Origin of the sequence: Mycolicibacterium peregrinum (assembly GCF_001665625.1) — a bacterium.
GTDB classification, from domain to species: Bacteria; Actinomycetota; Actinomycetes; order Mycobacteriales; family Mycobacteriaceae; genus Mycobacterium; species Mycobacterium peregrinum_B.
Genome location: NZ_LZSY01000128.1, coordinates 1 through 22339, shown reverse-complemented (window position 1 = coordinate 22339; position 22339 = coordinate 1). Strand labels below are relative to the sequence as shown.

The following is a 22339-nucleotide window of genomic DNA, read 5'->3' as shown; positions in this document are numbered from 1 at the left end:
ACGGCGAATCACACACAGCATGGACATCCTCATCGGCCAGCTGGCAACGGGATTGAGCCTCGGCTCGATCCTGTTGCTGGCGGCGCTCGGCCTGTCTCTGACCTTTGGGCAGATGGGCGTCATCAACATGGCGCACGGCGAATTCATCATGGCGGGCTGCTACACCGCCTACGTGGTGCAGCAGCTCATCACCAATGCCGGCGCCTCCCTGGTGATCTCCCTTCTGATCGGGTTCCTCGTCGGCGGCGCCATGGGTGCTCTGTTGGAGGTGACGCTGATCCGGCGGATGTACCACCGTCCGTTGGATACGCTGCTGGTCACCTTCGGCGTCGGCCTGATCCTGCAACAGGTCGCCCGCGACATCTTCGGTGCGCCTGCGGTCAATGTCGTTGCGCCGGAATGGCTGTCAGGCGGCGTCGAGATTCTCGGCGCGGTGGTGCCCAAGACGCGGATCTTCATCCTGGTGCTGGCCGTCATCTGTGTCACGGTGCTGGCGCTGGTCCTCAAGACCAGCCCGATGGGGCGGCGGATCCGGGCGGTGGTCCAGAACCGCGATCTGGCCGAGACCAGCGGCATCTCGTCACGCCGGACCGATATCACCACCTTTTTCATCGGATCCGGGCTCGCCGCGGTGGCCGGTGTGGCACTGACGCTGATCGGCTCCACCAGTCCGACCATCGGCCAGAGCTTCCTGATCGATGCCTTCCTGGTGGTAGTGGTCGGCGGGCTCGGCCAGATCAAGGGCACGGTGATCGCTGCCTTGGCTCTGGGTTTCCTGAACTCGTTCATCGAATACGGCACCACAGCGTCACTGGCCAAGGTGATCGTGTTCGCCATCATCGTGATTTTCCTGCAGGTCCGCCCACAGGGATTGTTCACGGTTCGGACCAGGAGTCTCGTATGACCATTCTCGGCCGCTGGCAAACCTGGGCCGGATTCGGCGTCGCAGCGATCGTGCTCTTCGGCGTGGCGCCGGCGCTACTGTCGGACTTCCGGCTCAGCTTGCTCGGCAAGTTCCTGTGCTTTGCGATCGTCGCGGTGGGCATCGGATTGGCCTGGGGCCGTGGCGGAATGCTGGTGCTCGGGCAGGGCGTGTTCTTCGGCCTCGGCGGCTACATGATGGGCATGCACCTCAAGATCGCCGACGCCCAGATCCGTGGGCACGATGTCCCTGACTTCATGCAGATCGCGGGAGTTCGGCAGCTGCCCGCTTATTGGCAGCCGTTCGCCTCCCCCGCGTTCGCGTTGTTGGCGATCCTGCTGGTGCCGACGGCAATCGCGGCCCTGCTCGGCTTCGGCGTGTTCAAGCGCCGGGTCAGGGGCGCCTACTTCGCAATCCTGTCGCAGGCGCTGGCGGCCGCGCTGGCGATCCTGCTCGTCGGCCAGACCAGTCTCGGCGGCAGCAACGGGCTGACGAATTTCCGGACCTTCTTCGGGTTCAACCTCAACGACCCGGTCAACAAGCGGATGGTGTATTTCCTTGCGGCAGTGACGCTGCTTATCGTTGTGGCCCTGGTCCGTCAGCTGATGTACAGCCGCTACGGCGAATTGCTGGTCGCGGTGCGCGACGGTGAGGAGCGGGTGCGGTTTTTGGGCTACGACCCGGCCAACATCAAGGTGGTGGCCTACACTCTGGCCGCGTTGTTCGCCAGCATCGCCGGCGCCCTGTTCGTTCCGATCGTCGGATTCATCGCGCCGTCGCAGGTCGGCATCGTGCCCTCCATCGCGTTCCTGATCGGGGTCGCGATCGGCGGGCGGACCACGCTGCTCGGCCCGGTCCTCGGCGCGATCGGCGTGGCCTGGGCGCAAACCCTGTTCTCCGAAAGGTTTCCGTCCGGGTGGATCTACGCTCAGGGCCTGCTGTTCATCGTGGTGGTCGGATTCTTCCCCGCCGGCCTGGCCGGTCTCGGCGTGCTGTTCTCCCGGTGGCGGCGCAAGCGGTCCACGGATGCGGAAGAGCCCCGGCCCGACACGGCACCCGACGCCGATACCGAGAAAGTAGGTGCCGCATCGTGACCGGAACCGAGCAGGCCACGGCGCCAGAGCCGGTGGCCGGCGGCAACGCCGGCATGGGCGCCGAATATTTGGAAGTCCGCGGTCTCACAGTCGATTTCGACGGGTTCAAGGCCGTCAGCGACGTCGATCTCACGCTGTTCCAGGGCGATCTGCGCTTTCTGATCGGACCCAACGGCGCGGGTAAGACGACAGTCATCGACGCCATCACGGGCCTGGTGGGTGCCACCGGCTCGGTGAACAAGTCAGGTGCCGAGCTGCTCGGCAAGAAGGTGCACCAGATCGCCCGGTTGGGCGTGGGGCGGACATTCCAGACCGCGAGCGTCTTCGAACAACTGACGGTGTTGCAGAATCTCGATATCGCCGCGGGCGCCGGTCGTTCGCCGTGGACCCTGCTACGCCGGCGGCACGGCGTGTTGCCCGCGATCGAGGAAGCACTCGAGACCACCGGGCTCGCGGACTTCGCCGACAAACCTGCGGGCGTGCTGGCTCACGGCCAGAAGCAATGGCTGGAGATCGGCATGCTGTTGGTACAGAACGCCGATGTCCTGTTGCTCGACGAACCGGTGGCGGGGATGAGTCACGAGGAACGCGAGGAGACCGGAAATCTGTTGCGCCGTATCGGCGGAACTCGCACGGTGGTCGTCGTGGAACATGACATGGATTTCATGCGGGCATTCGCGACCTCGGTGACCGTGCTGGCCCGCGGCCAGGTCATCGCCGAAGGATCGGTGGTCGAGGTGCAGGCCAATCCCAAGGTCCAAGAGGTCTACCTCGGCACTGCCGCGGCCGGCGCGGAAGGAATCGCCTGATGCTCGAACTGCTCGATGTGCGAACCGGTTACGGCCGGTCTGAAGTGATCCACGGCACGAGCATCGCCGTGCCGTCCGACGGCGTCGCCGCGGTCATGGGTCACAACGGCGCGGGGAAGACGACCCTACTGCGAGCGGCCGTCGGGTTGCTCAAATGCACTGCGGGCAAGGTGCTTTTCGACGGTGACGACATCACCCGGCTTCGCCCCAGCGCCCGCGTGGCCCGTGGCCTGGCGTATGTGCCCCAGGGCCAGCAGTCCTTCGGGCAGCTGACCACCGCGGAGAACCTCCAGGTGGTCGCCGACGGCCGCAAGAACGGCAAGGCGCTGATCGACGAGCAACTGGACCTGTTCCCGGCCCTCAAGGAGCTACTCAGCCGGCGGGCCGGCCTACTCTCGGGCGGCCAGCGTCAACAGCTCGCGATTGCCCGCGCGTTGATCACGAGTCCCAAGTGCCTGATCCTCGACGAACCGACCGAAGGGATCCAACCGTCGGTGGTGGCCGAGATCGAAGCCGCGATCACCTCGCTGACCGCACGCGGCGATCTGGGCGTGTTGCTGGTCGAGCAGCACATCGGGTTCGCGCTGGAATCCGCTCAGCGCTACTACATCCTGGAGGCGGGACGGATCACCTCGAGCGGCGCCGGCGGCTCGACATCAGAGGCCGACGTCCGCGCCGCCATGGCCATCTGATCAGGCGAGGCGGGAAAGAACTTCGGCGACAACGGAATCGGCAGGAACATCGACCTGGTCGCCGGTCGAGAGGTCCTTGAGACCGACGGTGCCGGCCTCGATGTCGCGGTCGCCGGCCACCAACGCGTACCTGGCGCCGGAGCGGTCGGCCGCCTTCATCGCGCCTTTGAGCCCGCGGTCTCCGTAAGCCAGGTCGACACGCACCCCTTCAGCGCGCAGTCGCGCGGCGAGTTTGGCCAACTCGAGCTTGGCGGCATCGCCCAACGGCACACCGAACACCTGCACGCCACCGACACCGGCCACCGTCTTGCCCTCGGCCTGCAGGGCGAGCAGGGTGCGGTCAACGCCGAGCCCGAAGCCGATGCCCGAGACGTCCTGCCCGCCGAGCTGACTCATCAGCCCGTCATAGCGGCCACCGCCACCGATACCGGACTGTGCGCCGAGGCCGTCGTGAACGAACTCGAAGGTGGTCTTGGTGTAGTAGTCCAGCCCACGCACCATCCGGGGGTTGATCACGTAGGGCACACCGAGCGCGTCGAGGTGCGCCTGCACCACCTCGAAGTGGGCCTTGGCGCTGTCGGAGAGGTGGTCGAGCATCAGGGGCGCGTCCGCGGTCATCTCCCGCACCTGGGGCCGCTTGTCGTCGAGCACCCGAAGCGGGTTGATCTCGGCGCGTCTGCGGGTCTCCTCGTCGAGGTCGAGCTTGAACAGGAAGTCCTGCAGCAGCTCCCGGTATGCCGGCCGGCAGGTGTCATCGCCCAGCGAGGTCAGCTCAAGGCGGAAACCGTCCAGGCCCAGCAACCGGAAGCCGGCGTCGGCGATCGCGATCACCTCGGCGTCCAGTGCCGGGTCGTCCACCCCGATGGCCTCGACACCGACCTGCTGCAACTGCCGATAGCGCCCGGCCTGTGGACGTTCGTAGCGGAAGAACGGACCGGCGTAGCAGAGCTTGACCGGCAGCGCGCCGCGGTCCAGGCGGTGCTGGATCACCGCGCGGATCACTCCGGCGGTGCCCTCGGGACGCAGGGTCACCGAGCGGTCGCCGCGGTCGGCGAATGTGTACATCTCCTTGGAGACCACATCGGTCGACTCGCCCACCCCGCGCGCGAACAACGCGGTGTCCTCGAAGATCGGCAGCTCGATGTCGCCGTAGCCGGCCCGGCGCGCCGAAGCCAGCAGCCCGTCCCGGACCGCCACGAACTGTGCCGACTCGGGCGGTAGATAGTCGGGCACGCCCTTGGGCGCCTGGAATGCAGAAGTCACAGAGTCAAACCTTCGAGAAACGGGTTGGTACGGCGTTCATGCCCGATGGTCGTGCGCGGGCCGTGCCCTGGTAATACCACGGTGTCGTCGTCGAGTACCAACAGCTTTGTCACGATCGAGGTGAGCAGGTCACGTCCGCTGCCGCCGGGCAGGTCGGTGCGGCCCACCGAGGACCGGAACAGCGTATCGCCTGTGAACACCGTCGGGGCCGCCGATGCTCGCTCCGGACCGCCGGAGACCCGGAACACCACCGAACCCCTCGTATGCCCCGGGCTGTGGTCGACCGTGACCGAGACACCGTCAAAATCGAGGGTCTGGCCGTCGCCGCTCAGTTCGATCAGCTGTTTCGGCTCGGACAACAGCACGCCGAACGCCAGCCGGGACAACGCTCCCAGCGCCGCCGGGCCGAATCCCTTCATCGGATCCGTCAGCATGAAGCGGTCTTCGGGGTGGATGTATGCGGGACAGCCATAGGTGTCGGCGACCTTCTGAGCCGACCAGATGTGATCGATATGGCCGTGGGTCAGCAGGACCGCCGCCGGGGTCAGGCGGTTCTCGTCGAGAATCCGACGGAGCCGGTCCATCGCCCGCTGACCCGGGTCGACGACAATCGCGTCGGCCCCTGGTCGCTCGGCCAGGACATAGCAATTGCATGCCAGCATCCCGGCCGGAAATCCGGTAATGAACACGGTCCCAGTTTCCCATGCGACCACTTCCCCGATGTGCCGCGACCTGCGGTCTCCGCGGGTCGCAGAACCGGTACGCAGCTTCGCCTGGCAGACTCGTTGCCAACCTCAACCGCCTACAAGGAGGACTGCCGCGGTGCCGACCAACGAACAACGGCGTGCGACGGCCAAGCGCAAGCTGGAGCGCCAGCTGGAGCGTCGGGCCGCCCAGGAACGCAAGCGACGCATCCTGACCATCTCGGGGGGCGCGGTCGCGGCCCTCGTGATCATCGGGGCGGTCGTGGCCACGTTCGTCTTCACCAGCAAGGACTCGGGCAGCACCACCGCCTCGGCGGATACCACCACGGCGACGTCGGGTGCACCGGCCCAGCCTGCGGCCGACGGCCAACTGCCGGCCTTCGCCGCCCCCGCTGACCTCGGCGCCAACTGTCAGTACCCGGCCGCGGCCGCGGCCAGCAAGCCGAACACTCCGCCGCGCACCGGCAAGGTCCCCACCGACCCCGCCACGGTCAGCGTCAGCATGGTCACCACCCAGGGCAACATCGGGCTGCAGCTCGACAACGCCAAGGCGCCGTGCACGGTCAACAGCTTCGCGAGCCTGGCCGGACAGAACTACTTCAACGACACCCCGTGCCACCGGTTGACCACCAGCGGCATCTCGGTGCTGCAGTGCGGTGACCCGACCGGCCAGGGCACCGGTGGCCCCGGCTACCAGTTCGCCAACGAGTACCCGACCAACCAGTTCCAGCCGGACGACCCGGCGCTGCAGAAGCCGGTGGTGTACCCGCGCGGCACCGTGGCCATGGCCAATGCCGGCCCCAACACCAACGGCAGCCAGTTCTTCCTGGTGTACCAGGACTCGCAGCTGCCGCCGGGCTACACCGTGTTCGGCAAGATCGACGACACCGGCCTGGCCACCCTCGACAAGATCGCCGCAGCCGGTGTCGCCGGAGGCGGAGCCGACGGCAAGCCGGCACTCGATGTCGAGCTGAAGTCAGTGGCCCTGGACTAGTCCCCGTTGACTGTCCCGCCCCCCTACGGCGGTTACCGGCCGGAGTATCCATATCCGGCTGGTCATCCCCCGCCTGCCCACACCAACGGCATGGCGGTCGCCGCACTGGTGTCCTCGGTGCTCTTCGCGCCGCTCGGCATCGTCTTCGGGCACATCTCGCTGTCGCAGCTCAAACGCAGCGGTGAGCAGGGTCGTGGTATCGCGATCACCGGCCTGGTCATCGGGTACGTGATGACGGCGCTGGCGCTCGTGGCGGTGGTGTTGACGGTGGTGTTCGCCGTCATCGTCGTCAAGGCCGCCGAGAACATGCCACGCCAGGACCGCTACACGGCCTCCCCGGGCACTGGCCAGGACCTGCCCACATTCACGCCGTCGCAGAATCTCGGTGCCAACTGCCAGTACCCGGCCACCGCCGAACCCGCCGCCAAGCGGGCCGCCCCGCCGCGCACCGGCGCCGTGCCGACCCAACCCGCCACGGTGCCCGCAGGCATCGTCACCGACCGCGGCAGCATCGGGCTCAAGCTGGCCAACGACCGGGCACCGTGCACGGTGAACAACTTCGCCAGCCTGGCCGGACAGGGATTCTTCGACGGCACCCAGTGCCACCGGCTCACCACCGGTGACCTTGCGACGCTGCAGTGCGGCGACCCGTCCGCCACCGGAACCGGCGGGCCCGGGTATCGGTTCCCCAACGAGTACCCGACCAACCAGTACCGGCTCTCCGACCCTGCCGTGCAGCGGCCCGTGGTCTACCCCCGCGGCACCGTCGCCATGGCCAACTCCGGACCCGGCACCAACGGCAGCCAGTTCTTCCTGGTCTACGAGGATTCACTGCTGCCACCGACGTACACCGTGTTCGGCACCGTCGACAAGACCGGACTGGCCACGCTCGACGCGATCGCCGCGGACGGGGTGGCCGACGGCAGCCACGACGGCAAGCCGGCCACACCGGTGACGATCAAATCGGCGAGCATGGACTGACCCGGCCAGGAGATTGCGATGTCCTATCCACTTCCATCCCAATTTCCGCCACCCCCATTCCCGCCGCCCCAACGCAGCGGACCCAGCGCGTCGACCCGCACGCTCGGGGTGCTGTTCCTTGCCGTGCTGGTTTGCGGCTATGCGGCAGCGGTGTTCCTGACCCGCCACATCTGGGAGGACCGAGAGGCCACCCGCATGACGTATTCGACCGCGACGTCGGATGGCGCGCCACCGTCGCCCGATGATCTGGAGAACGCGCGAGAGGTCGTCGAGAAGCGCCTGCACGAGGTCCGGCTCTCCGGATCCGAAGTGGCGGTCGACGGGGACACCGTGGTGGTCACGATCCCGAGCCGAAACCCGGCGGCGATGCGGGACATCACGATGCCGGGACGGCTGACGGTCCGCCCGGTGATCCATGCGATGGCCGCCAAGAGCGGATCTTCTTCCCAAACCCCGTCGACGCCTGTCCCCCGCAAAGCCAAACCTGATCAGGCACAACGCATTTCCGACGAGAAGGAACTTCGGCAGTCCGTCAACCCGTCGATCCAGATCCTGGCGCTGCAGTACCAGGCCACTCGCTGCGACGACGACGACGTGATGGCCGGTAACGACGACCCCAACCTGCCGCTGGTCACCTGCTCCACCGACGGGCAAACGGTCTACCTGCTGGGCAAATCCGTCATGACCGGCGCGGAGATCACCGAGGCCGATTCGGAGTACAACGACGACGCGGGACAGTACGCGATCGACCTGGCACTCACCGGTGCCGGCACGAAGACGTGGGCAGACTTCACCTCGGCCAACGTCGGCAACCAGACCGCGTTCACCTTGGACTCCCGCGTGGTCAGCGCTCCGCAGATCCGAGAGGCCATCACCGGTGGCCGGGTTCAGATCACCGGCAACTTCACCGCCGACTCGGCGCGCGAGCTGGCCGGCGTCCTGGGATCGGGCTCGTTGCCGTTCTCGTTGTCGCTGGAGTCCACCGCGGACACGATGTTGCCCGCGACGGTGATCGCCAAGCTGGCGCGCGCGGTCGTCATCATGGTGGGGATCGGCGTCGTGGCGATCACCGTCGTCGGGGTGGTCTACCTGGCCAGGCGACGCTAGGCCGCACTGGTGACGCGGTAGACGTCGTATACGCCTTCCACGTTGCGCACCACGCTCAGCAGGTGGCCGAGGTGCTTGGGATCGCCCATCTCGAAGGTGAACCGGCTGATCGCCACCCGGTCGTTGGAGGTCGTCACCGACGCCGAGAGGATGTTGACCTTCTCGTCGGCCAATACCCGCGTCACGTCGGACAGCAGCCGGTGCCGATCGAGCGCCTCGACCTGGATGGCCACCAGGAACACCGACGACGGCGACGGCGCCCAGTTCACCTCGATGATGCGTTCCGACTGTTGTTGCAGGGAAGCCGCATTCGTGCAGTCGGTGCGGTGCACGCTGACGCCGCCACCACGGGTCACGAAGCCCATGATGGTGTCGCCGGGGACCGGCGTACAGCACTTGGCGAGCTTGGTCAGGGTTCCCGGCGCTCCCGGCACCGCGACACCGGTGTCGTCGGTGCTGCGCTGGCGCACCGGCATGGTCAGCGGGGTGGACCGCTCGGCGAGTTCGTCCTCGGCCGCGTCGTCGCCGCCGAACTGGGCGAGCAGGCGCTGCACGACGTGGCGCGCCGAGACGTGGCCCTCACCGACCGCGGTGTAGAGCGCGGACACGTCGGTGTATCGCAGTTCCCGTGCCAGCGAAGCCATGGAGTCGGCATTGATCAAGCGCTGCAACGGAAGTCCGCCCCGGCGGACCTCGCGCGCGATGGCGTCCTTGCCGGACTCCAACGCTTCTTCACGGCGTTCCTTGGCGAACCACTGGCGGATCTTGGCCTTGGCCCGCGGCGACACCACGAAGGTCTGCCAGTCGCGCGACGGCCCGGCGTTGGGCGCCTTCGAGGTGAACACCTCGACGACCTCGCCGTTCTCCAGCTTGCGTTCCAGCGCGACCAGCCGGCCGTTGACCCGGGCCCCGATACAGCGGTGCCCCACCTCGGTGTGCACCGCGTAGGCGAAGTCGACCGGGGTCGATCCGGTAGGCAGGTTGATCACGTCACCCTTGGGGGTGAACACGAAGATCTCTTTGACCGCAAGGTCGTAACGCAACGACTCGAGGAACTCGCCGGGATCGGCCGCCTCCCGCTGCCAGTCGAGCAGCTGGCGCATCCAGGCCATGTCGTCGATCTCGGTGGCTGCGTGGCTGTGCGGAACCCCGTTGCGGCCCTTGGCCTCTTTGTAGCGCCAGTGCGCTGCGATGCCGTACTCGGCGGTGCGGTGCATGTCACGGGTGCGGATCTGCACCTCCAACGGCTTGCCCTCCGGCCCCACGACCGTGGTGTGCAGCGACTGGTAGACGCCGTAGCGCGGCTGGGCGATGTAGTCCTTGAACCGGCCGGCCATCGGCTGCCACAGCGAGTGCACGACGCCGACGGCCGCGTAGCAGTCCCGGATCTCGTCGCACAGGATCCGTACGCCGACCAGGTCGTGGATGTCGTCGAAGTCGCGGCCCTTGACGATCATCTTCTGGTAGATCGACCAGTAGTGCTTGGGCCTGCCCTCGACGACAGCGTTGATCTTCATCGCGCTCAGTGCCACGCCGATCTCGGCGCGCACCTTGGCCAGGTAGGTGTCGCGTGACGGCGCCCGATCGGCGACCAGCCGCACGATCTCCTCATACTTCTTCGGGTGCAGGATCGCGAAGGACAGGTCCTCGAGCTCCCACTTGACCGTCGCCATGCCGAGCCGATGTGCCAGCGGCGCAATCACTTCCAGCGTCTCGCGAGCCTTTCGGGCCTGCTTCTCCGGCGGCAGGAACCGCATGGTGCGCATGTTGTGCAGCCGGTCGGCAACCTTGATCACCAGCACCCGTGGGTCGCGGGCCATCGCGATGATCATCTTGCGGATCGTCTCGCCCTCGGCGGCCGAGCCCAGCACCACCTTGTCCAGCTTGGTGACGCCGTCGACGAGGTGGCCCACCTCGGCCCCGAACTCGGTGGTCAGGGCCTCCAGTGTGTAGCCGGTGTCCTCCACCGTGTCGTGCAGCAGAGCGGCCACCAGCGTGGTGGTGTCCATGCCGAGCTCGGCCAGGATGTTGGCCACCGCCAGCGGATGGGTGATGTAGGGATCACCCGATTTGCGCAACTGGTCGGCGTGTCGCTGATCGGCGACGTCGTAGGCGCGCTGCAGCAACTGCAGATCGGCCTTGGGGTAGATCTCGCGGTGCACCGCGACGAGGGGTTCCAGAACCGGGTTGACCGCGCTGCGCTGCGCCGTCATCCGGCGGGCAAGCCGGGCGCGCACGCGCCGTGAGGCGCTGGTCTTCGTGGCGTCGGGTCCCGCGGCGGCCGGCAACGCCGGAGGCGACTGCACCGCCTGGCCGGCAGTCGCGTCCGTACCCGTATCGCCGGCCATCGTCACCTCCGCTCAACCTCCGAGAGTTCGAGGATATCCCTCACACCGTGTGGAGGCTGCTGACCCTCAGCGGTGCCACCACGTCCCGCCCACCCAGGGCCGTCAATTCCAGCACCACAGCGGCGCTCATGACGTTGGCGCCGCCGGCCTCGAGCAGTCGCATCGCAGCGGCCAGGGTCCCGCCGGTGGCCAGGACATCGTCGATGATCACAACGTTGCGCCCGGCGATATCAATCCCGTCGGCCGGGATCTCCAGCGTCGCGCTGCCGTATTCCAGCTGATACGTCACGCTGTGCACCGGCGGCGGCAGTTTCCCGCCCTTACGTACCGCCAGGACACCGGTACCGAGCCGGGTCGCCACCGCCGCGCCCAGCAGGAAACCCCGGGCGTCCAGTCCTGCGACCAGGTCGGCGTCGGCCGCGGTGGCGGCCAGTGCGTCGGTCACCGCGCCGAGGCCCTCGGCGTCGGCCAGCAACGGGGTCAGGTCCTTGAACTGCACGCCGGGCTCGGGAAAGTCGGGGACCTCCCGGATCAGTTGCCTGACCAGCCGGGAAACATCCGTGCTCACGTGGACAACTTCCAGCGGTCCATGTTCCAGCCCGCTCCCCACCGCGTCGGATTACTGCTCACGGCGTACATCTTGTTCGATGTCAGCACCGTGCGCTGCTGGCGGTACAGCGGCAGGGTCGGCATGTCGTTCCACAGGATCGGCGCGCCCTCCCCCGCCAGCCGGGCCAGTTCCTTCGGATCGCTCGTGACAGCCTGCGCATCGATGATGCCGTCGATCCGCTCGTTGAAATAGGCAGGCAGGTTGTTGCCGTTGCCGGAGTGGAATGCGTAGGCGTCGATCGCCGAAGAACCCGAGGAACCGCTGCCCGCGGCGCCGCCCGTGCTGGCCAGCAGACCGTCGATCTCGTTGTTGCGCAACGCCACCGGCCCCGCTGTCGCCGATCCGGCGTCTTCCACGGTGATGCCCGCCGCAGCACACGATTTCGCGATCGCGCCGACGGTCGCGGCCAGTCTGGCGTTGGGTGTCTGATACCCGATGCGAATGGTCAGCGGCTTGTTGTTCAGTGCCGCGCGCGCCGCACCCGGGTTGGCCACCGCGAATTGCGCGGCCTCGCCGACATTCTCGGCCGCGCTGAACGCATCGTCGCTGACCGGGCTGAGTCGCGAGTTGATAATCGGCGTCGCGGCGTTGCGGGCGATCACGTCACGCGGTGTGCACAACGCGACGGCCCGGCGCGCCGCCGGGCCGGCCAGCGGACCGCCCGGCGCGAAGATGAGCTGCTCGATACCGGCGGACGGGCTTTCGGTGCTGACGTAGTCGTCGGGCAGGTTGAGCAGGCCCGAGGAGCCGGACTCGATGTCGACGACGTCGAAGGATCCCTGGTTGACCCGCTCCTGGATGTCGGCCCCGCGCGGCCATACCGCGATCCGGTTGGTGACCGGCGGGGTGCCCCACCACTTGTCGTTGGCGACAAGGACCACCACGCCGTCCTTGGACACCGAGTCGATCCGGTAGGGACCAGACGAGGGGAACCGCTTGAGGTCCAGGTCCGGCTTGAGATCCCAGATAGTGTTCCACGCCTTGGCGATCCGGTCGATGACCGGCTGGTCACCGTTCTGCAGCGCGGTGGCCACAGCTCCGTCGCCCAGGTCGAGTTCGTCTGCGAGGACGTGTGCGGGCATCAGCGAGGTGGCCGCGAACAGTTGGCCGTAGTCGAGGAATCCGCGGTCCTGGGCGAAGGACACCCGGGCCCGCTTCTGGCCGGGTGCGCAGTCCACCGAGGCGATGTCGCGGTAACCCGCTTGGCTGGCGGCGTCGAACACCGGGAACCGGCCGGACTGGGCGCCCCAGGTCAACACCAGGTCGTCACAGGTGATCGGCTTGCCGTCCGAGTAGACCGCCTTGTCGCTGATCACGTAGTCGAGCACCAGCGGGGCGCGACCCACCACCGACACCGAACCGAAGTCGTTGTCGGCGACCACCTGTCCTTCCGGACCGTGATAGGCGAACCCGGTCAGCGCCCGCGCGAATGCCTGCGGTCCGGCGGACGCGGCACCGGCCACCGTGTTGGTGTTGTAGGTGGTCAGTGTGCCGTCGACGGCGTAGTCGATCTCGTCGGCGGAACTGCCCGAACACGCCGCCAGGCCCAACCCGGCGACCACGGACAGCGTGGCCACTGTCGCTACTGTCCGTGTTCGGGCCACGGCCCGCCACTGAACCATCTGGCTTTACCGCCGGGTGTTCCGCTTGCCCGACGGACGTCCGGTCCGGGTGCCCGGACGTGCGCCCGGGGCCGGCTTGGCCGGTGCGGGCTCGCTGACGATCGACGCCGACACCGTGTCACCCGTGTCGGCGGCCTCGGTGGTGTCGGAGGCCGCGTCGGTGTCATTGGTGGCCGTCGCCGCCTTGTTGCCCTTCTCCCGGCGGTTGAGCACCCGCTTGGTGTGTTTGCGCACCAGCTCGGTGCGTTCACGCAGCGACACCAGCAGCGGCGTAGCGAAGTAGATCGACGAGTAGGTACCGACGATGACGCCGACCAGCTGAACCAGGGCCAGGTCCATCAGGGTTCCGACGCCCAGGAGCCACACCGCCACCACCATCAGCGCCACGATCGGCAACACCGAGATCAAGCTGGTGTTGATCGAACGCATGAAGGTCTGGTTGACGGCCAGGTTGGCCTGCTCGGCGAAGGTTCGGCGAGTGGTGTGTTCGAAGCCGTGGGTGTTCTCCTCGACCTTGTCGAACACGATCACCGTGTCGTACAGCGAGAAGCCCAGAATCGTGAGCAGGCCGATGACGGTGGCCGGGGTGACCTCGAATCCGACCAGCGAGTAGACGCCGGCCGTCACGACGAGGTCGAAGACCAGGGTGGCCATCGCGGCCATCGCCATGTAGCGCTCATAGCGCCAGGCGATGTAGATCGAGGCCAGCACGATGAACACCACCAGCGCGATCAGTGCCTTCTGGGTGATCTGGCCTCCCCAGGTTTCCGACACCTTCGAGTCGCTGATGGCCTGCTTGCTGGGCTGACCGTCGCTGCCCTTGGGGTGGAACTCGTCGAACAGCGCGGTCCGCAGCTCTTCGATCTCCGGTTCGGACAGGGTCTCCGAACGGATCTGGACCGTGGCCGAGGCGCCGCTGCCGACCAACACGACCGACTCGGGCGCCTTGTTCAGGGTCTTGCTGTAGACGTCCTCGACCTGCTGGACGGAGACGACCCCTTCGGAACCGGCCGACGGCATCGACACCTTGGTGCCGCCCTCGAAGTCGATGCCGAACGTGAACCCGCGCAGCACCATGCTGGCGATACAGATCGCCACGATGACGCCGGAGACCGCGTACCAGAGCCTGCGGCGGCCGATGACCTCGAAGGCGCCGGTGCCGGTGTAGAGCCGAACGAAAAATCCGTGCTTGGGCAGGGCCGCAGACGTGGCTTCGATGCTCGGCGTCTCCACCGAGGTGTCCTTCACGTCGTCAGCGGTGGTGTCGTTCTTTGCTGCCATGTGCCTATCCCCGTCCCGCGGTCGCATGCGAAGCCTCCCGGCGTTCCCGCGCGATCTGCTGCACCGCGCCGAGACCGTTGAGGGCAGGTTTTGCCATCGTCGGGGACTTGGACGCCAGGTACACCAGCGGCCAGGTCACCAGGAACACCACCACGATGTCCAGGATCGTGGTCAATCCCAACGTGAACGCGAAGCCCTTGACCTGCCCGATCGCCAGGAAGTACAGCACCGCGGCGGCCAGGAAGGTCACGGCGTTGCCGGACACGATCGTCTTGCGGGCGCGTGCCCAACCTCGGGGCACCGCCGACCGGAACGACCGGCCCTCGCGGATCTCGTCCTTTATTCGTTCGAAGAACACCACGAAGGAGTCCGCGGTGGTGCCGATACCGATGATCAGACCGGCGATACCGGCCAGGTCCAGCGTGTAACCGATGTATCTGCCGAGCAGCACGAGGATGGCGAAAACCATTGCGCCGGCAGCAACCAGCGACAGGGCCACCAACAGACCGAGCACCCGGTAGTACAGCAGCGAGTACAGCAGCACCGCCGCCAGGCCGACCGCGCCCGCGATCAGACCGGCCCGCATCGACGACAGGCCCAGGGTCGCCGAAACGGTCTCCGCTTCCGACGACTCGAACGACAGCGGCAGCGACCCGTACTTCAGCACATTGGCCAGTTCCTTGGCCGTGTCCGCGTTGAACTGACCGGTGATCTGCGTGTTGCCGCCAGGGATGGCTTCCCGGATCTCGGGTGCGCTGACCACCTGCGAGTCGAGCGTGAACGCCGTCTGGGTGCCCACGTTCGCCGCGGTGAAGTCGGCCCAGGTCTTGGCTCCCCCGCTCTTGAAGGTCACGTCGACGACGTACTGGGCCTGCTGCTGGTTCAGCCCCGAGGTGGCGTCCGCGATCTCTTCACCACTCATGATCGACGGACTCAGCAGGTAGACGGTCTGCCCGTCGGTGGAGCACGTCACGAGCGGCAACTTGGGGTCGTCGTTGCCGGCCAGAATGTCGTCCTTGTCGCAGTTCTGGGCGCGGTCCATGATCGCCTGGATCTGCATCATCGGGTTGGTGCTCTGCCGGATCGTCTTCGCCAGCGTGATCAAGGCGGCCCGAGTCTTTGCCTCGTCGGATTTCGCCGGAGCGCCTGGCGGCGCGGGCTGCGGCGCCGGCGGCGCTGGCGTCTCTCCGGGAGCCGGTGCCGGGGCGGGCTCCGGTGCCGGAGCCGGTGTGGGTTCCGGTGCCGGATCCAACGGGTACGGGCGCGGCTGCGGGGCCGGCTCAGGCTCACTCGCGGGCGGCGCCGCGGGCTGCTCGGCCGGCGCTCCCGGAACCTGGCCGGGGATCGCACCGGGAGCACCCGGGGCCGCAGGAGCACCCGGCGCCGCGGGGGCACCCGGAGCACCCGGTGCCCCACCCTGCGCGAGCTGCTTGATCTGCTGTACCGGTATGGCGCGAGCGACGGGCCGGATGTACAGCCGGGCGGTCTGGCCCAGGTTGCGGGCCTCGCTGCCGTCGTTGCCGGGAACGGTGATCACCAGGTTGTCGCCGTCGATGACGACCTCTGAGCCCGAGACGCCGAGACCGTCGACGCGGGCACTGATGATTTGTTGGGCCTGGTTGAGTGCCTCTCTGGTCGGCGTCGAGCCGTCCGGGGTGCGCGCTGTCAGCGTCACCCGGGTACCGCCCTGCAGGTCAATGCCGAGTTTTGGCTTGGCCTGCTTGTCGCCGGTGAGGAACACCAGCAGATATACGCCGATCAGAAGGACCAGGAAAAGTGTCAGGTAGCGCGCAGGATGCACCGGCGCCGAAGACGATGCCACGTTTCTAGGGTCTCCTCGAGATCAGTTCGTCAGCACCGCAAAGGGTACGTGCTTGTCCTGGGTGCTCTGCGGTCAGTCTTTCTTGAGGCCGTCGGTGTCGGTGACACCGGTGCTCTCGGTCAGTTCGGTCGCCGCCGCCGGGACGTCGGTGCCGGCCTCGTCGTCGGCGTCCTCCTCGATGCGGTCGCGCACGGCGAGCTTCATCCAGGTGGTGACGACGCCGGGCGCGATCTCCAGGTCGACGTTGTCGTCGGTGATGCCGGTGATCGTGGCCTGCAGGCCCGAGGTGGTGTGCACGCGATCGCCGATCTGCAGCGAGTTGTGCAGGTCGATCGTCGCCTGCATGGCCTTGCGCTGACGACGCGACGCGAAGAACATAAACGCGCCCATGACGATCAGCAGGGGCAGGAAAATGACGAGATCCATGTCAACTATGTCTTTCGTGTCGGGTCAGATGTCAGGGCGACCGAGGCCACGATACCGCCGCCGACCCGGACCACCCCATTCGCCGCCGACTGGCGGCCCGGACGACTAGGCTCGATACGCGTCCGTTCCTTCGCCGCCGTTCCGTTTTCAGGAGGCAGTGTTGAGCCATCCCGAGCAGAGCCGCCATCTGGCCACCGCGATCCCTGGCCCCAAATCCGAGGCGTTGATCGGCCGTAAAACGGCCGCGGTCGCCCGGGGCGTCGGCAACACCATGCCCGTCTACGCCGCCCGGGCCGGGGGCGGCATCGTCGAGGACGTCGACGGCAATCGGCTCATCGACCTGGGCTCGGGCATTGCGGTCACCACGATCGGCAACTCGTCGCCGCGTGTTGTCGAGGCAGTGGCTGCCCAGGCCGCCGAGTTCACGCACACCTGCTTCATGGTGACGCCGTATGAGCAGTATGTCGCGGTCTGCGAGCACCTCAACCGGTTGACACCGGTGCGCGGCGAGAAGCGTTCGGCGTTGTTCAACTCGGGTTCGGAGGCCGTGGAGAACGCGGTCAAGATCGCCCGGTCCCACGCCCACAAGCCTGCCGTCGTCGCATTCGATCACGCCTATCACGGGCGCACCAACCTCACGATGGCGCTGACCGCCAAGTCCATGCCGTACAAGCACGGCTTCGGCCCGTTCGCACCCGAGATCTACCGGGCTCCGTTGTCCTACCCGTACCGCGACGCCGAGTTCGGCAAGGAGTTGGCCACCGACGGCGCGCTGGCGGCGGAGCGGGCCATCGACGTGATGGAGAAGCAGGTCGGCGCCGACAACCTGGCCGCGGTCATCATCGAACCGATCCAGGGTGAGGGCGGGTTCATCGTCCCGGCGGACGGGTTCCTGCCTGCGCTGTTGGGGTGGTGCCGCGACAACAACGTGGTGTTCATCGCCGACGAGGTGCAGACCGGGTTTGCGCGGACGGGCGCGATGTTCGCGTGCGAACACGAGGGCATCGATCCCGATCTCATCGTCACCGCCAAGGGGATCGCCGACGGATTGCCGCTGTCGGCGGTGACGGGCCGCGCCGAGATCATGGACTCGCCCCACGTCTCCGGGTTGGGCGGCACCTACGGCGGCAACCCGATCGCGTGTGCGGCGGCGCTGGCCACGATCGAGACCATCGAAACCGACGGCTTGATCGCCCGGGCTCAGCAGATCGAGGCGTTGATGAAGGACCGCCTGGGCCGGTTGCAGGCCGAGGACGACCGGATCGGCGACGTCCGCGGCCGGGGCGCGATGATCGCCGTCGAACTGGTCAAGGCCGGCACGATCACACCCGACCCGGAGCTCACCAAGGCGCTGTGCGCCGGTGCCCACGCGGCGGGCGTGATCGTGCTGTCCTGCGGCACCTATGGAAACGTGCTGCGCTTCCTGCCGCCGTTGACGATCAGCGACGATCTGCTCGTCGAGGGACTCGACGTGCTCGAGCTGATCCTGCGCGACCTCTGACGCGCTAGTGCGCGTGGGTGTGACGTCCACCGAAGAATCCACCCCAGGTCCGATGTCTGGGCGCGGGGGCTTCGGTCGGCGACGCGTCTGCGACTGCGACGGGTTCGGCCGACGCCGCCGTGGCGACGGGGCGTTGGGCATATTCGACATCACGCACGCTGCGGACCGACAACCGGCCGACCGCCATGGCCCCCAGCAACACGATCAAAGCACCCAGCCCGGAGAAGTAGGCCAACTCCAGCGACACCCGCTTGGCGTCGGTCACGGCAATCGGCATCCCGGCATCACCTATACCCAGCGGCCCGGCGAGCGCCCGGCCGATCACGAACCACGCTCCGCCCAGTACGGCCAGCCATCCGCCGAAATGAGCTGTGGCCCGGTTCCCCGAAACCAGAAGGAGCAGACCGCCCAGCGCCGTGACAGCGCCCGGAAGCACCTCCAACCAGCCGCGCGCCGACGTCCACACCCAGGCTTGGTCCGGGGTGAAGGCAAAGTCGAAGTACGGTCCGATGAACGGGATCAGCGCACCCCAGATTCCCAGTAGAACCAGCAGAAGTCCGCTGGCGGCACCGCGGCTGCGCCGCATGCGTAGCCGGCCACCGCGGGTATCGAATTCGGTCATGATGCCTCCTTTGACATCCGGGTGGGTACCCCGAACTCGAGCGGGAATAACGCTCCTAGGGTGAGGGCATGCGTCTCGTCGGAAGGTCACTGCGCGATACGTTGGCCGATGCCTGGGAACGTTGGGGCCGACGATGCGCCGAGCTCACCGCGGCACAGTGGCGAACCGCCACCCGGTGTGACGCCTGGGACGTGCAGTCGCTGGTTGCCCATGTCTGTCCAGAGGCAACGACGTTCGACGGACTCGTCAAAGCCCGGGTGGAGGGCCTGCCCGCAGTGACGGATGCGGCCGAGATGCTGCGCATCTTCAACCAGCCCGACGGGGTCGCCAACACCACGGCGGACCGGATCGCCGCACAGGCTGTGCAGGAAGCCTCGACACTGAGTCCCGCGGCAGCCTCGGCGCGATTCGCCGACGCCGCGGACCGGATGCGCCGGATGCCCGAAATGGCCCGGGCCGGCGAAACGGTGATCCGCTATCCGGTTGTCGGCAGCACCACACTCGGCGTGGTCGCCGAGGTCGCACTGTTGGAGGCCACCGTGCATCTACTCGACCTGGCCGACGCTGTCGGCGGGGTGACGCCATCGGCGGCGGCTCTGGCTGCGGCGCGCGACCTGCTGATCGCGGTCCCGGATCCAGCAACGGCGGTGGAGGCGCTCGCCGGACGAACGCCCGCGCACGCGGTGGTGCCGACGATCCGGTGATGCAAATAACAGGCCTGTTCCGCACGGTATGCAGGAACGACAGGACTCACAGCACATTGACAGCGGAGAAGCTGGTTTTCCGGAAATAAGTTTAGCTTCACTAACGTAGTAAACCGGTGGCGCAGCGTTGCGCTGGTGACTATTTCCGCTATCAACAAAGAGGTTTTTTTGATGTCGTTTGATACTCGCGAGGAGCAACTGGCGATCCGCATCGCCGATCTGACCGCTACCGATCCACAGTTCGCTGCCGCGATACCGAGCGACACCGTCACCGCCTCTGTAGACGTCCCCGGCCTCCTTCTTCCCGAGATCGTCCAGACCCTCCTGGAGGGTTACGCCGATCGGCCCGCGCTCGGGGAGCGCGCGCAGGAATTCGTCACCGACCCGGCCACCGGTCGGACCACTGCCCGCCTGCTCCCCCGGTTCGACACCATCAGCTACGGACAACTGTGGGACCGGGTGCGCGCCTTCGGTGCGGCTCTGCACGATTCCGGCGTCAAGCCGGGCGACCGGGTCGCCGTCCTGGGTTTCACCAGCGCTGACTACACCGTGATCGACACGGCTCTCGGCCAGATCGGCGCGGTGTCGGTGCCCCTGCAGACCAGCTCCTCGCCCGAATCGCTGGCGCCCATCGTGACCGAGACCGAACCGACTGTGATCGCCGCGAGTGTCGACCACCTCGCCGATGCCGTCGAACTGGCGCTCACCGCCCACGCCCCGGCTCGGGTGGTCGCCTTCGACCACCACCCCGAGATCGACGATCACCGCGATGCCGTGACATCGGCCGCCGAGCGGCTGGCCGGGGCCGGCGTCACCGTCGAGACCCTGAGCGACCTGCTGGTCCGGGGCGCCGAGCTGCCCTCACCGGAGGCGCCGAAGGCTGACGGCACCGACCCGCTCGCGCTGCTGATCTACACCTCGGGCAGCACCGGTGCCCCCAAGGGCGCGATGTACCTGCAGAGCTCGGTCGGCAAATTCTGGCGGCGCAACAGCAAGGCGTGGCTCGGACCGGTCAGCTCGGCGATCAACCTCAGTTTCATGCCCATGAGCCATGTGATGGGCCGCGGCATCCTGTATGCCTCGCTCGCCGCCGGCGGCACCTGCTACTTCGCAGCCCGCAGCGACCTGTCGACGCTTCTGGAGGACCTCGCCCTGGTGCGGCCCACCGAACTGAATTTCGTTCCGCGCGTGTGGGAGATGATCCACAGCGAGTTCCAGAGCCGGGTGGATCACCGTCTGGCCGAGGGCGGCGCGGACCGTGAGGCCGTCGAGGCCGAGGTGCTGGCCGAGGTGCGGGACAACGTCCTCGGCGGACGCTTCGTCGCCGCCATGACCGGCTCGGCACCCATCTCCGCTGAGCTCAAGACCTGGACCGAGGACATGCTCGGCATCCACCTGCTCGAAGGTTACGGCTCGACCGAGGCCGGTATGGCGCTGTTCGACGGCGTGGCCCAGCGCCCGCCGGTGATCGACTACAAGCTCGTCGACGTCCCCGATCTGGGCTACTTCGGCACCGATCAGCCGTACCCGCGCGGCGAGTTGCTGCTGAAGACCGAGAACCTGTTCCCCGGCTACTACAAGCGTCCCGAGGTCACGGCTTCGGTGTTCGACGAGGACGGTTTCTACCGGACCGGCGACGTCGTCGCCGAGATCGGTCCGGACCAGCTGCGCTACGTCGACCGGCGCAACAATGTGCTCAAGCTCGCCCAGGGCGAGTTCGTCACGTTGGCCAAGCTGGAGGCGGTGTTCGGCAACAGCCCACTGGTGCAACAGATCTACGTCTACGGCAACAGCGCGCAGCCTTACCTGCTGGCCGTCGTGGTGCCCACCGACGCCAGTGTCTCCAAAGAGGCGATCAGCGAATCCCTGCAGGAGGTCGCCAGGGAAGCCGACCTGCAGTCCTACGAGATCCCCCGCGATTTCATCGTGGAGACAACACCTTTCACGCTGGAGAACGGCCTGCTGACCGGTATCCGCAAGCTGGCCTGGCCGAAGTTGAAGGCGCACTACGGCGAGCGGCTGGAGCAGCTCTACACCGAACTTGCCGAGACGCAGGCCGGTGAACTTCGGGCACTGCGCTCCCTGAGTGCCGACGCCCCGGTGCTGGAGACCGTGAGCCGGGCTGCCGGTGCCCTGCTGGGCGCTGCCGCCTCTGATCTGGAACCCGATGCCCACTTCACCGATCTGGGTGGAGATTCGTTGTCGGCGTTGACCTTCGGCAATCTCCTGCGCGAGATCTTCGATGTGGATGTGCCCGTTGGCGTCATCGTCAGCCCTGCCAACGATCTGGCAGGCATCGCCGGCTACATCGAAACGCAGCGCGGCGGATCCAAGCGCCCGACCTACGCGTCGGTGCACGGACGGCACGCCGCCGAAGTCAGTGCCGCCGATCTGACGCTGGACAAGTTCCTCGACGCGGACACCCTGGCCGCAGCGCCGAAGCTGCCCAAGGCTCCTGCAGAGGTCCGCACCGTGCTGCTGACCGGCGCCACCGGCTTCCTCGGCCGCTACCTGGCCCTGGAGTGGCTGGAACGCATGGATCTGGTCGACGGCAAGGTCATCGCGCTGGTGCGAGCCAAGTCCGACGAAGAGGCCAGGGCCCGGCTCGACGCCACCTTCGACAGCGGCGACCCAAAGCTGTTGGCGCACTACCAGAAACTGGCCGCCGACCACCTCGCGGTGATCGCCGGCGACAAGGGCGAGGAGAACCTCGGACTGGACCAGCAGACCTGGCAGCGCCTGGCCGACGACGTCGACCTGATCGTCGACCCGGCCGCACTGGTCAACCACGTGCTGCCCTACAGCGAGTTGTTCGGACCCAATGCCCTTGGCACCGC

Annotated in this window: 19 protein-coding genes; 10 read left to right on the top strand and 9 right to left on the bottom strand. The window is 67.3% G+C overall.

Features of this window, described 5'->3' with window-relative positions:
- Positions 1–19 precede the first annotated feature (19 nt).
- From urtB to urtE, 4 genes are read left to right on the top strand one after another with little or no spacing between them, the layout of a single operon-like run.
- A complete protein-coding gene (urtB, locus tag A5779_RS21225; protein ID WP_064885346.1) occupies positions 20–904 on the top strand; it encodes an urea ABC transporter permease subunit UrtB in 885 nt (294 codons plus the stop codon).
- Positions 901–2016, top strand: coding sequence for an urea ABC transporter permease subunit UrtC (gene urtC / locus A5779_RS21220; RefSeq protein WP_064885344.1), 1116 nt, complete (start codon positions 901–903; stop codon positions 2014–2016). The genes urtB and urtC overlap by 4 nt, the downstream gene beginning before the upstream one ends.
- Positions 2017–2069: 53 nt before the next feature.
- Positions 2070–2825, top strand: coding sequence for an urea ABC transporter ATP-binding protein UrtD (gene urtD, locus A5779_RS21215; protein WP_110777574.1), 756 nt, complete (start codon positions 2070–2072; stop codon positions 2823–2825).
- Entirely contained in the window at positions 2825–3517 is a 693-nt protein-coding gene (gene urtE / locus A5779_RS21210) for an urea ABC transporter ATP-binding subunit UrtE (protein ID WP_064885340.1), read from the top strand. The genes urtD and urtE overlap by 1 nt, the downstream gene beginning before the upstream one ends.
- Here urtE and hisS read toward each other — a convergent pair whose 3' ends face one another.
- Together hisS and A5779_RS21200 are read right to left on the bottom strand one after the other, a co-directional pair.
- Entirely contained in the window at positions 3518–4780 is a 1263-nt protein-coding gene (hisS, locus tag A5779_RS21205) for a histidine--tRNA ligase (RefSeq protein ID WP_064885338.1), read from the bottom strand.
- Complete coding sequence (locus A5779_RS21200; RefSeq protein WP_064885387.1) at positions 4777–5469, bottom strand: MBL fold metallo-hydrolase; 693 nt, start codon at positions 5467–5469, stop codon at positions 4777–4779. The genes hisS and A5779_RS21200 overlap by 4 nt, the downstream gene beginning before the upstream one ends.
- 133 nt (positions 5470–5602) lie before the next feature.
- On the opposite strand from A5779_RS21200, the gene A5779_RS21195 reads away from it, so the two are divergent.
- From A5779_RS21195 to A5779_RS21185, 3 genes are read left to right on the top strand one after another with little or no spacing between them, the layout of a single operon-like run.
- Complete coding sequence (locus tag A5779_RS21195; protein WP_064885336.1) at positions 5603–6478, top strand: peptidylprolyl isomerase; 876 nt, start codon at positions 5603–5605, stop codon at positions 6476–6478.
- A gap of 6 nt (positions 6479–6484) precedes the next feature.
- Positions 6485–7459 carry a peptidylprolyl isomerase gene (locus tag A5779_RS21190; protein WP_064885334.1) on the top strand — a complete coding sequence of 325 codons (975 nt, stop codon included), beginning with the start codon at positions 6485–6487 and terminating at the stop codon, positions 7457–7459.
- Positions 7460–7477: 18 nt separating this feature from the next.
- Entirely contained in the window at positions 7478–8566 is a 1089-nt protein-coding gene (locus tag A5779_RS21185; RefSeq protein WP_131811669.1) for a preprotein translocase subunit SecD, read from the top strand.
- Here A5779_RS21185 and A5779_RS21180 read toward each other — a convergent pair.
- From A5779_RS21180 to yajC, 6 genes are all read right to left on the bottom strand, one after another.
- Positions 8563–10914, bottom strand: a complete 2352-nt coding sequence (locus A5779_RS21180) for a RelA/SpoT family protein (RefSeq protein WP_064885385.1) — start codon at positions 10912–10914, stop codon at positions 8563–8565. The genes A5779_RS21185 and A5779_RS21180 overlap by 4 nt on opposite strands.
- A 40-nt stretch (positions 10915–10954) precedes the next feature.
- The gene (locus A5779_RS21175) at positions 10955–11482 is read right to left on the bottom strand and encodes an adenine phosphoribosyltransferase (protein WP_174554257.1); all 528 of its coding nucleotides are present in this window, start codon (positions 11480–11482) and stop codon (positions 10955–10957) included.
- Positions 11479–13146 carry an ABC transporter substrate-binding protein gene (locus tag A5779_RS21170; protein WP_064885330.1) on the bottom strand — a complete coding sequence of 556 codons (1668 nt, stop codon included), beginning with the start codon at positions 13144–13146 and terminating at the stop codon, positions 11479–11481. The genes A5779_RS21175 and A5779_RS21170 overlap by 4 nt, the downstream gene beginning before the upstream one ends.
- A 6-nt stretch (positions 13147–13152) precedes the next feature.
- Positions 13153–14427, bottom strand: coding sequence for a protein translocase subunit SecF (gene secF, locus A5779_RS21165; protein ID WP_064885328.1), 1275 nt, complete (start codon positions 14425–14427; stop codon positions 13153–13155).
- Between the two features lie 4 nt (positions 14428–14431).
- Positions 14432–16249 carry a protein translocase subunit SecD gene (secD, locus tag A5779_RS21160; protein ID WP_064885326.1) on the bottom strand — a complete coding sequence of 606 codons (1818 nt, stop codon included), beginning with the start codon at positions 16247–16249 and terminating at the stop codon, positions 14432–14434.
- Between the two features lie 72 nt (positions 16250–16321).
- On the bottom strand, positions 16322–16675 hold the full coding sequence (yajC, locus tag A5779_RS21155; RefSeq protein ID WP_064885324.1) for a preprotein translocase subunit YajC: 354 nt from the start codon (positions 16673–16675) through the stop codon (positions 16322–16324).
- Positions 16676–16835: 160 nt separating this feature from the next.
- On the opposite strand from yajC, the gene gabT reads away from it, so the two are divergent.
- A complete protein-coding gene (gabT, locus tag A5779_RS21150) occupies positions 16836–18176 on the top strand; it encodes a 4-aminobutyrate--2-oxoglutarate transaminase (protein ID WP_064885381.1) in 1341 nt (446 codons plus the stop codon).
- A gap of 4 nt (positions 18177–18180) precedes the next feature.
- Here gabT and A5779_RS21145 read toward each other — a convergent pair whose 3' ends face one another.
- The gene (locus tag A5779_RS21145) at positions 18181–18798 is read right to left on the bottom strand and encodes a hypothetical protein (RefSeq protein ID WP_064885322.1); all 618 of its coding nucleotides are present in this window, start codon (positions 18796–18798) and stop codon (positions 18181–18183) included.
- A gap of 68 nt (positions 18799–18866) precedes the next feature.
- On the opposite strand from A5779_RS21145, the gene A5779_RS21140 reads away from it, so the two are divergent.
- Together A5779_RS21140 and car are read left to right on the top strand one after the other, a co-directional pair.
- Positions 18867–19502 (top strand): maleylpyruvate isomerase N-terminal domain-containing protein, encoded by a 636-nt coding sequence (locus A5779_RS21140; RefSeq protein ID WP_064885320.1) that lies wholly within the window; start codon positions 18867–18869, stop codon positions 19500–19502.
- A gap of 171 nt (positions 19503–19673) precedes the next feature.
- Positions 19674–22339 (top strand): carboxylic acid reductase (car, locus tag A5779_RS21135; RefSeq protein ID WP_064885318.1); only part of this gene is annotated, 2666 nt, incomplete at its 3' end.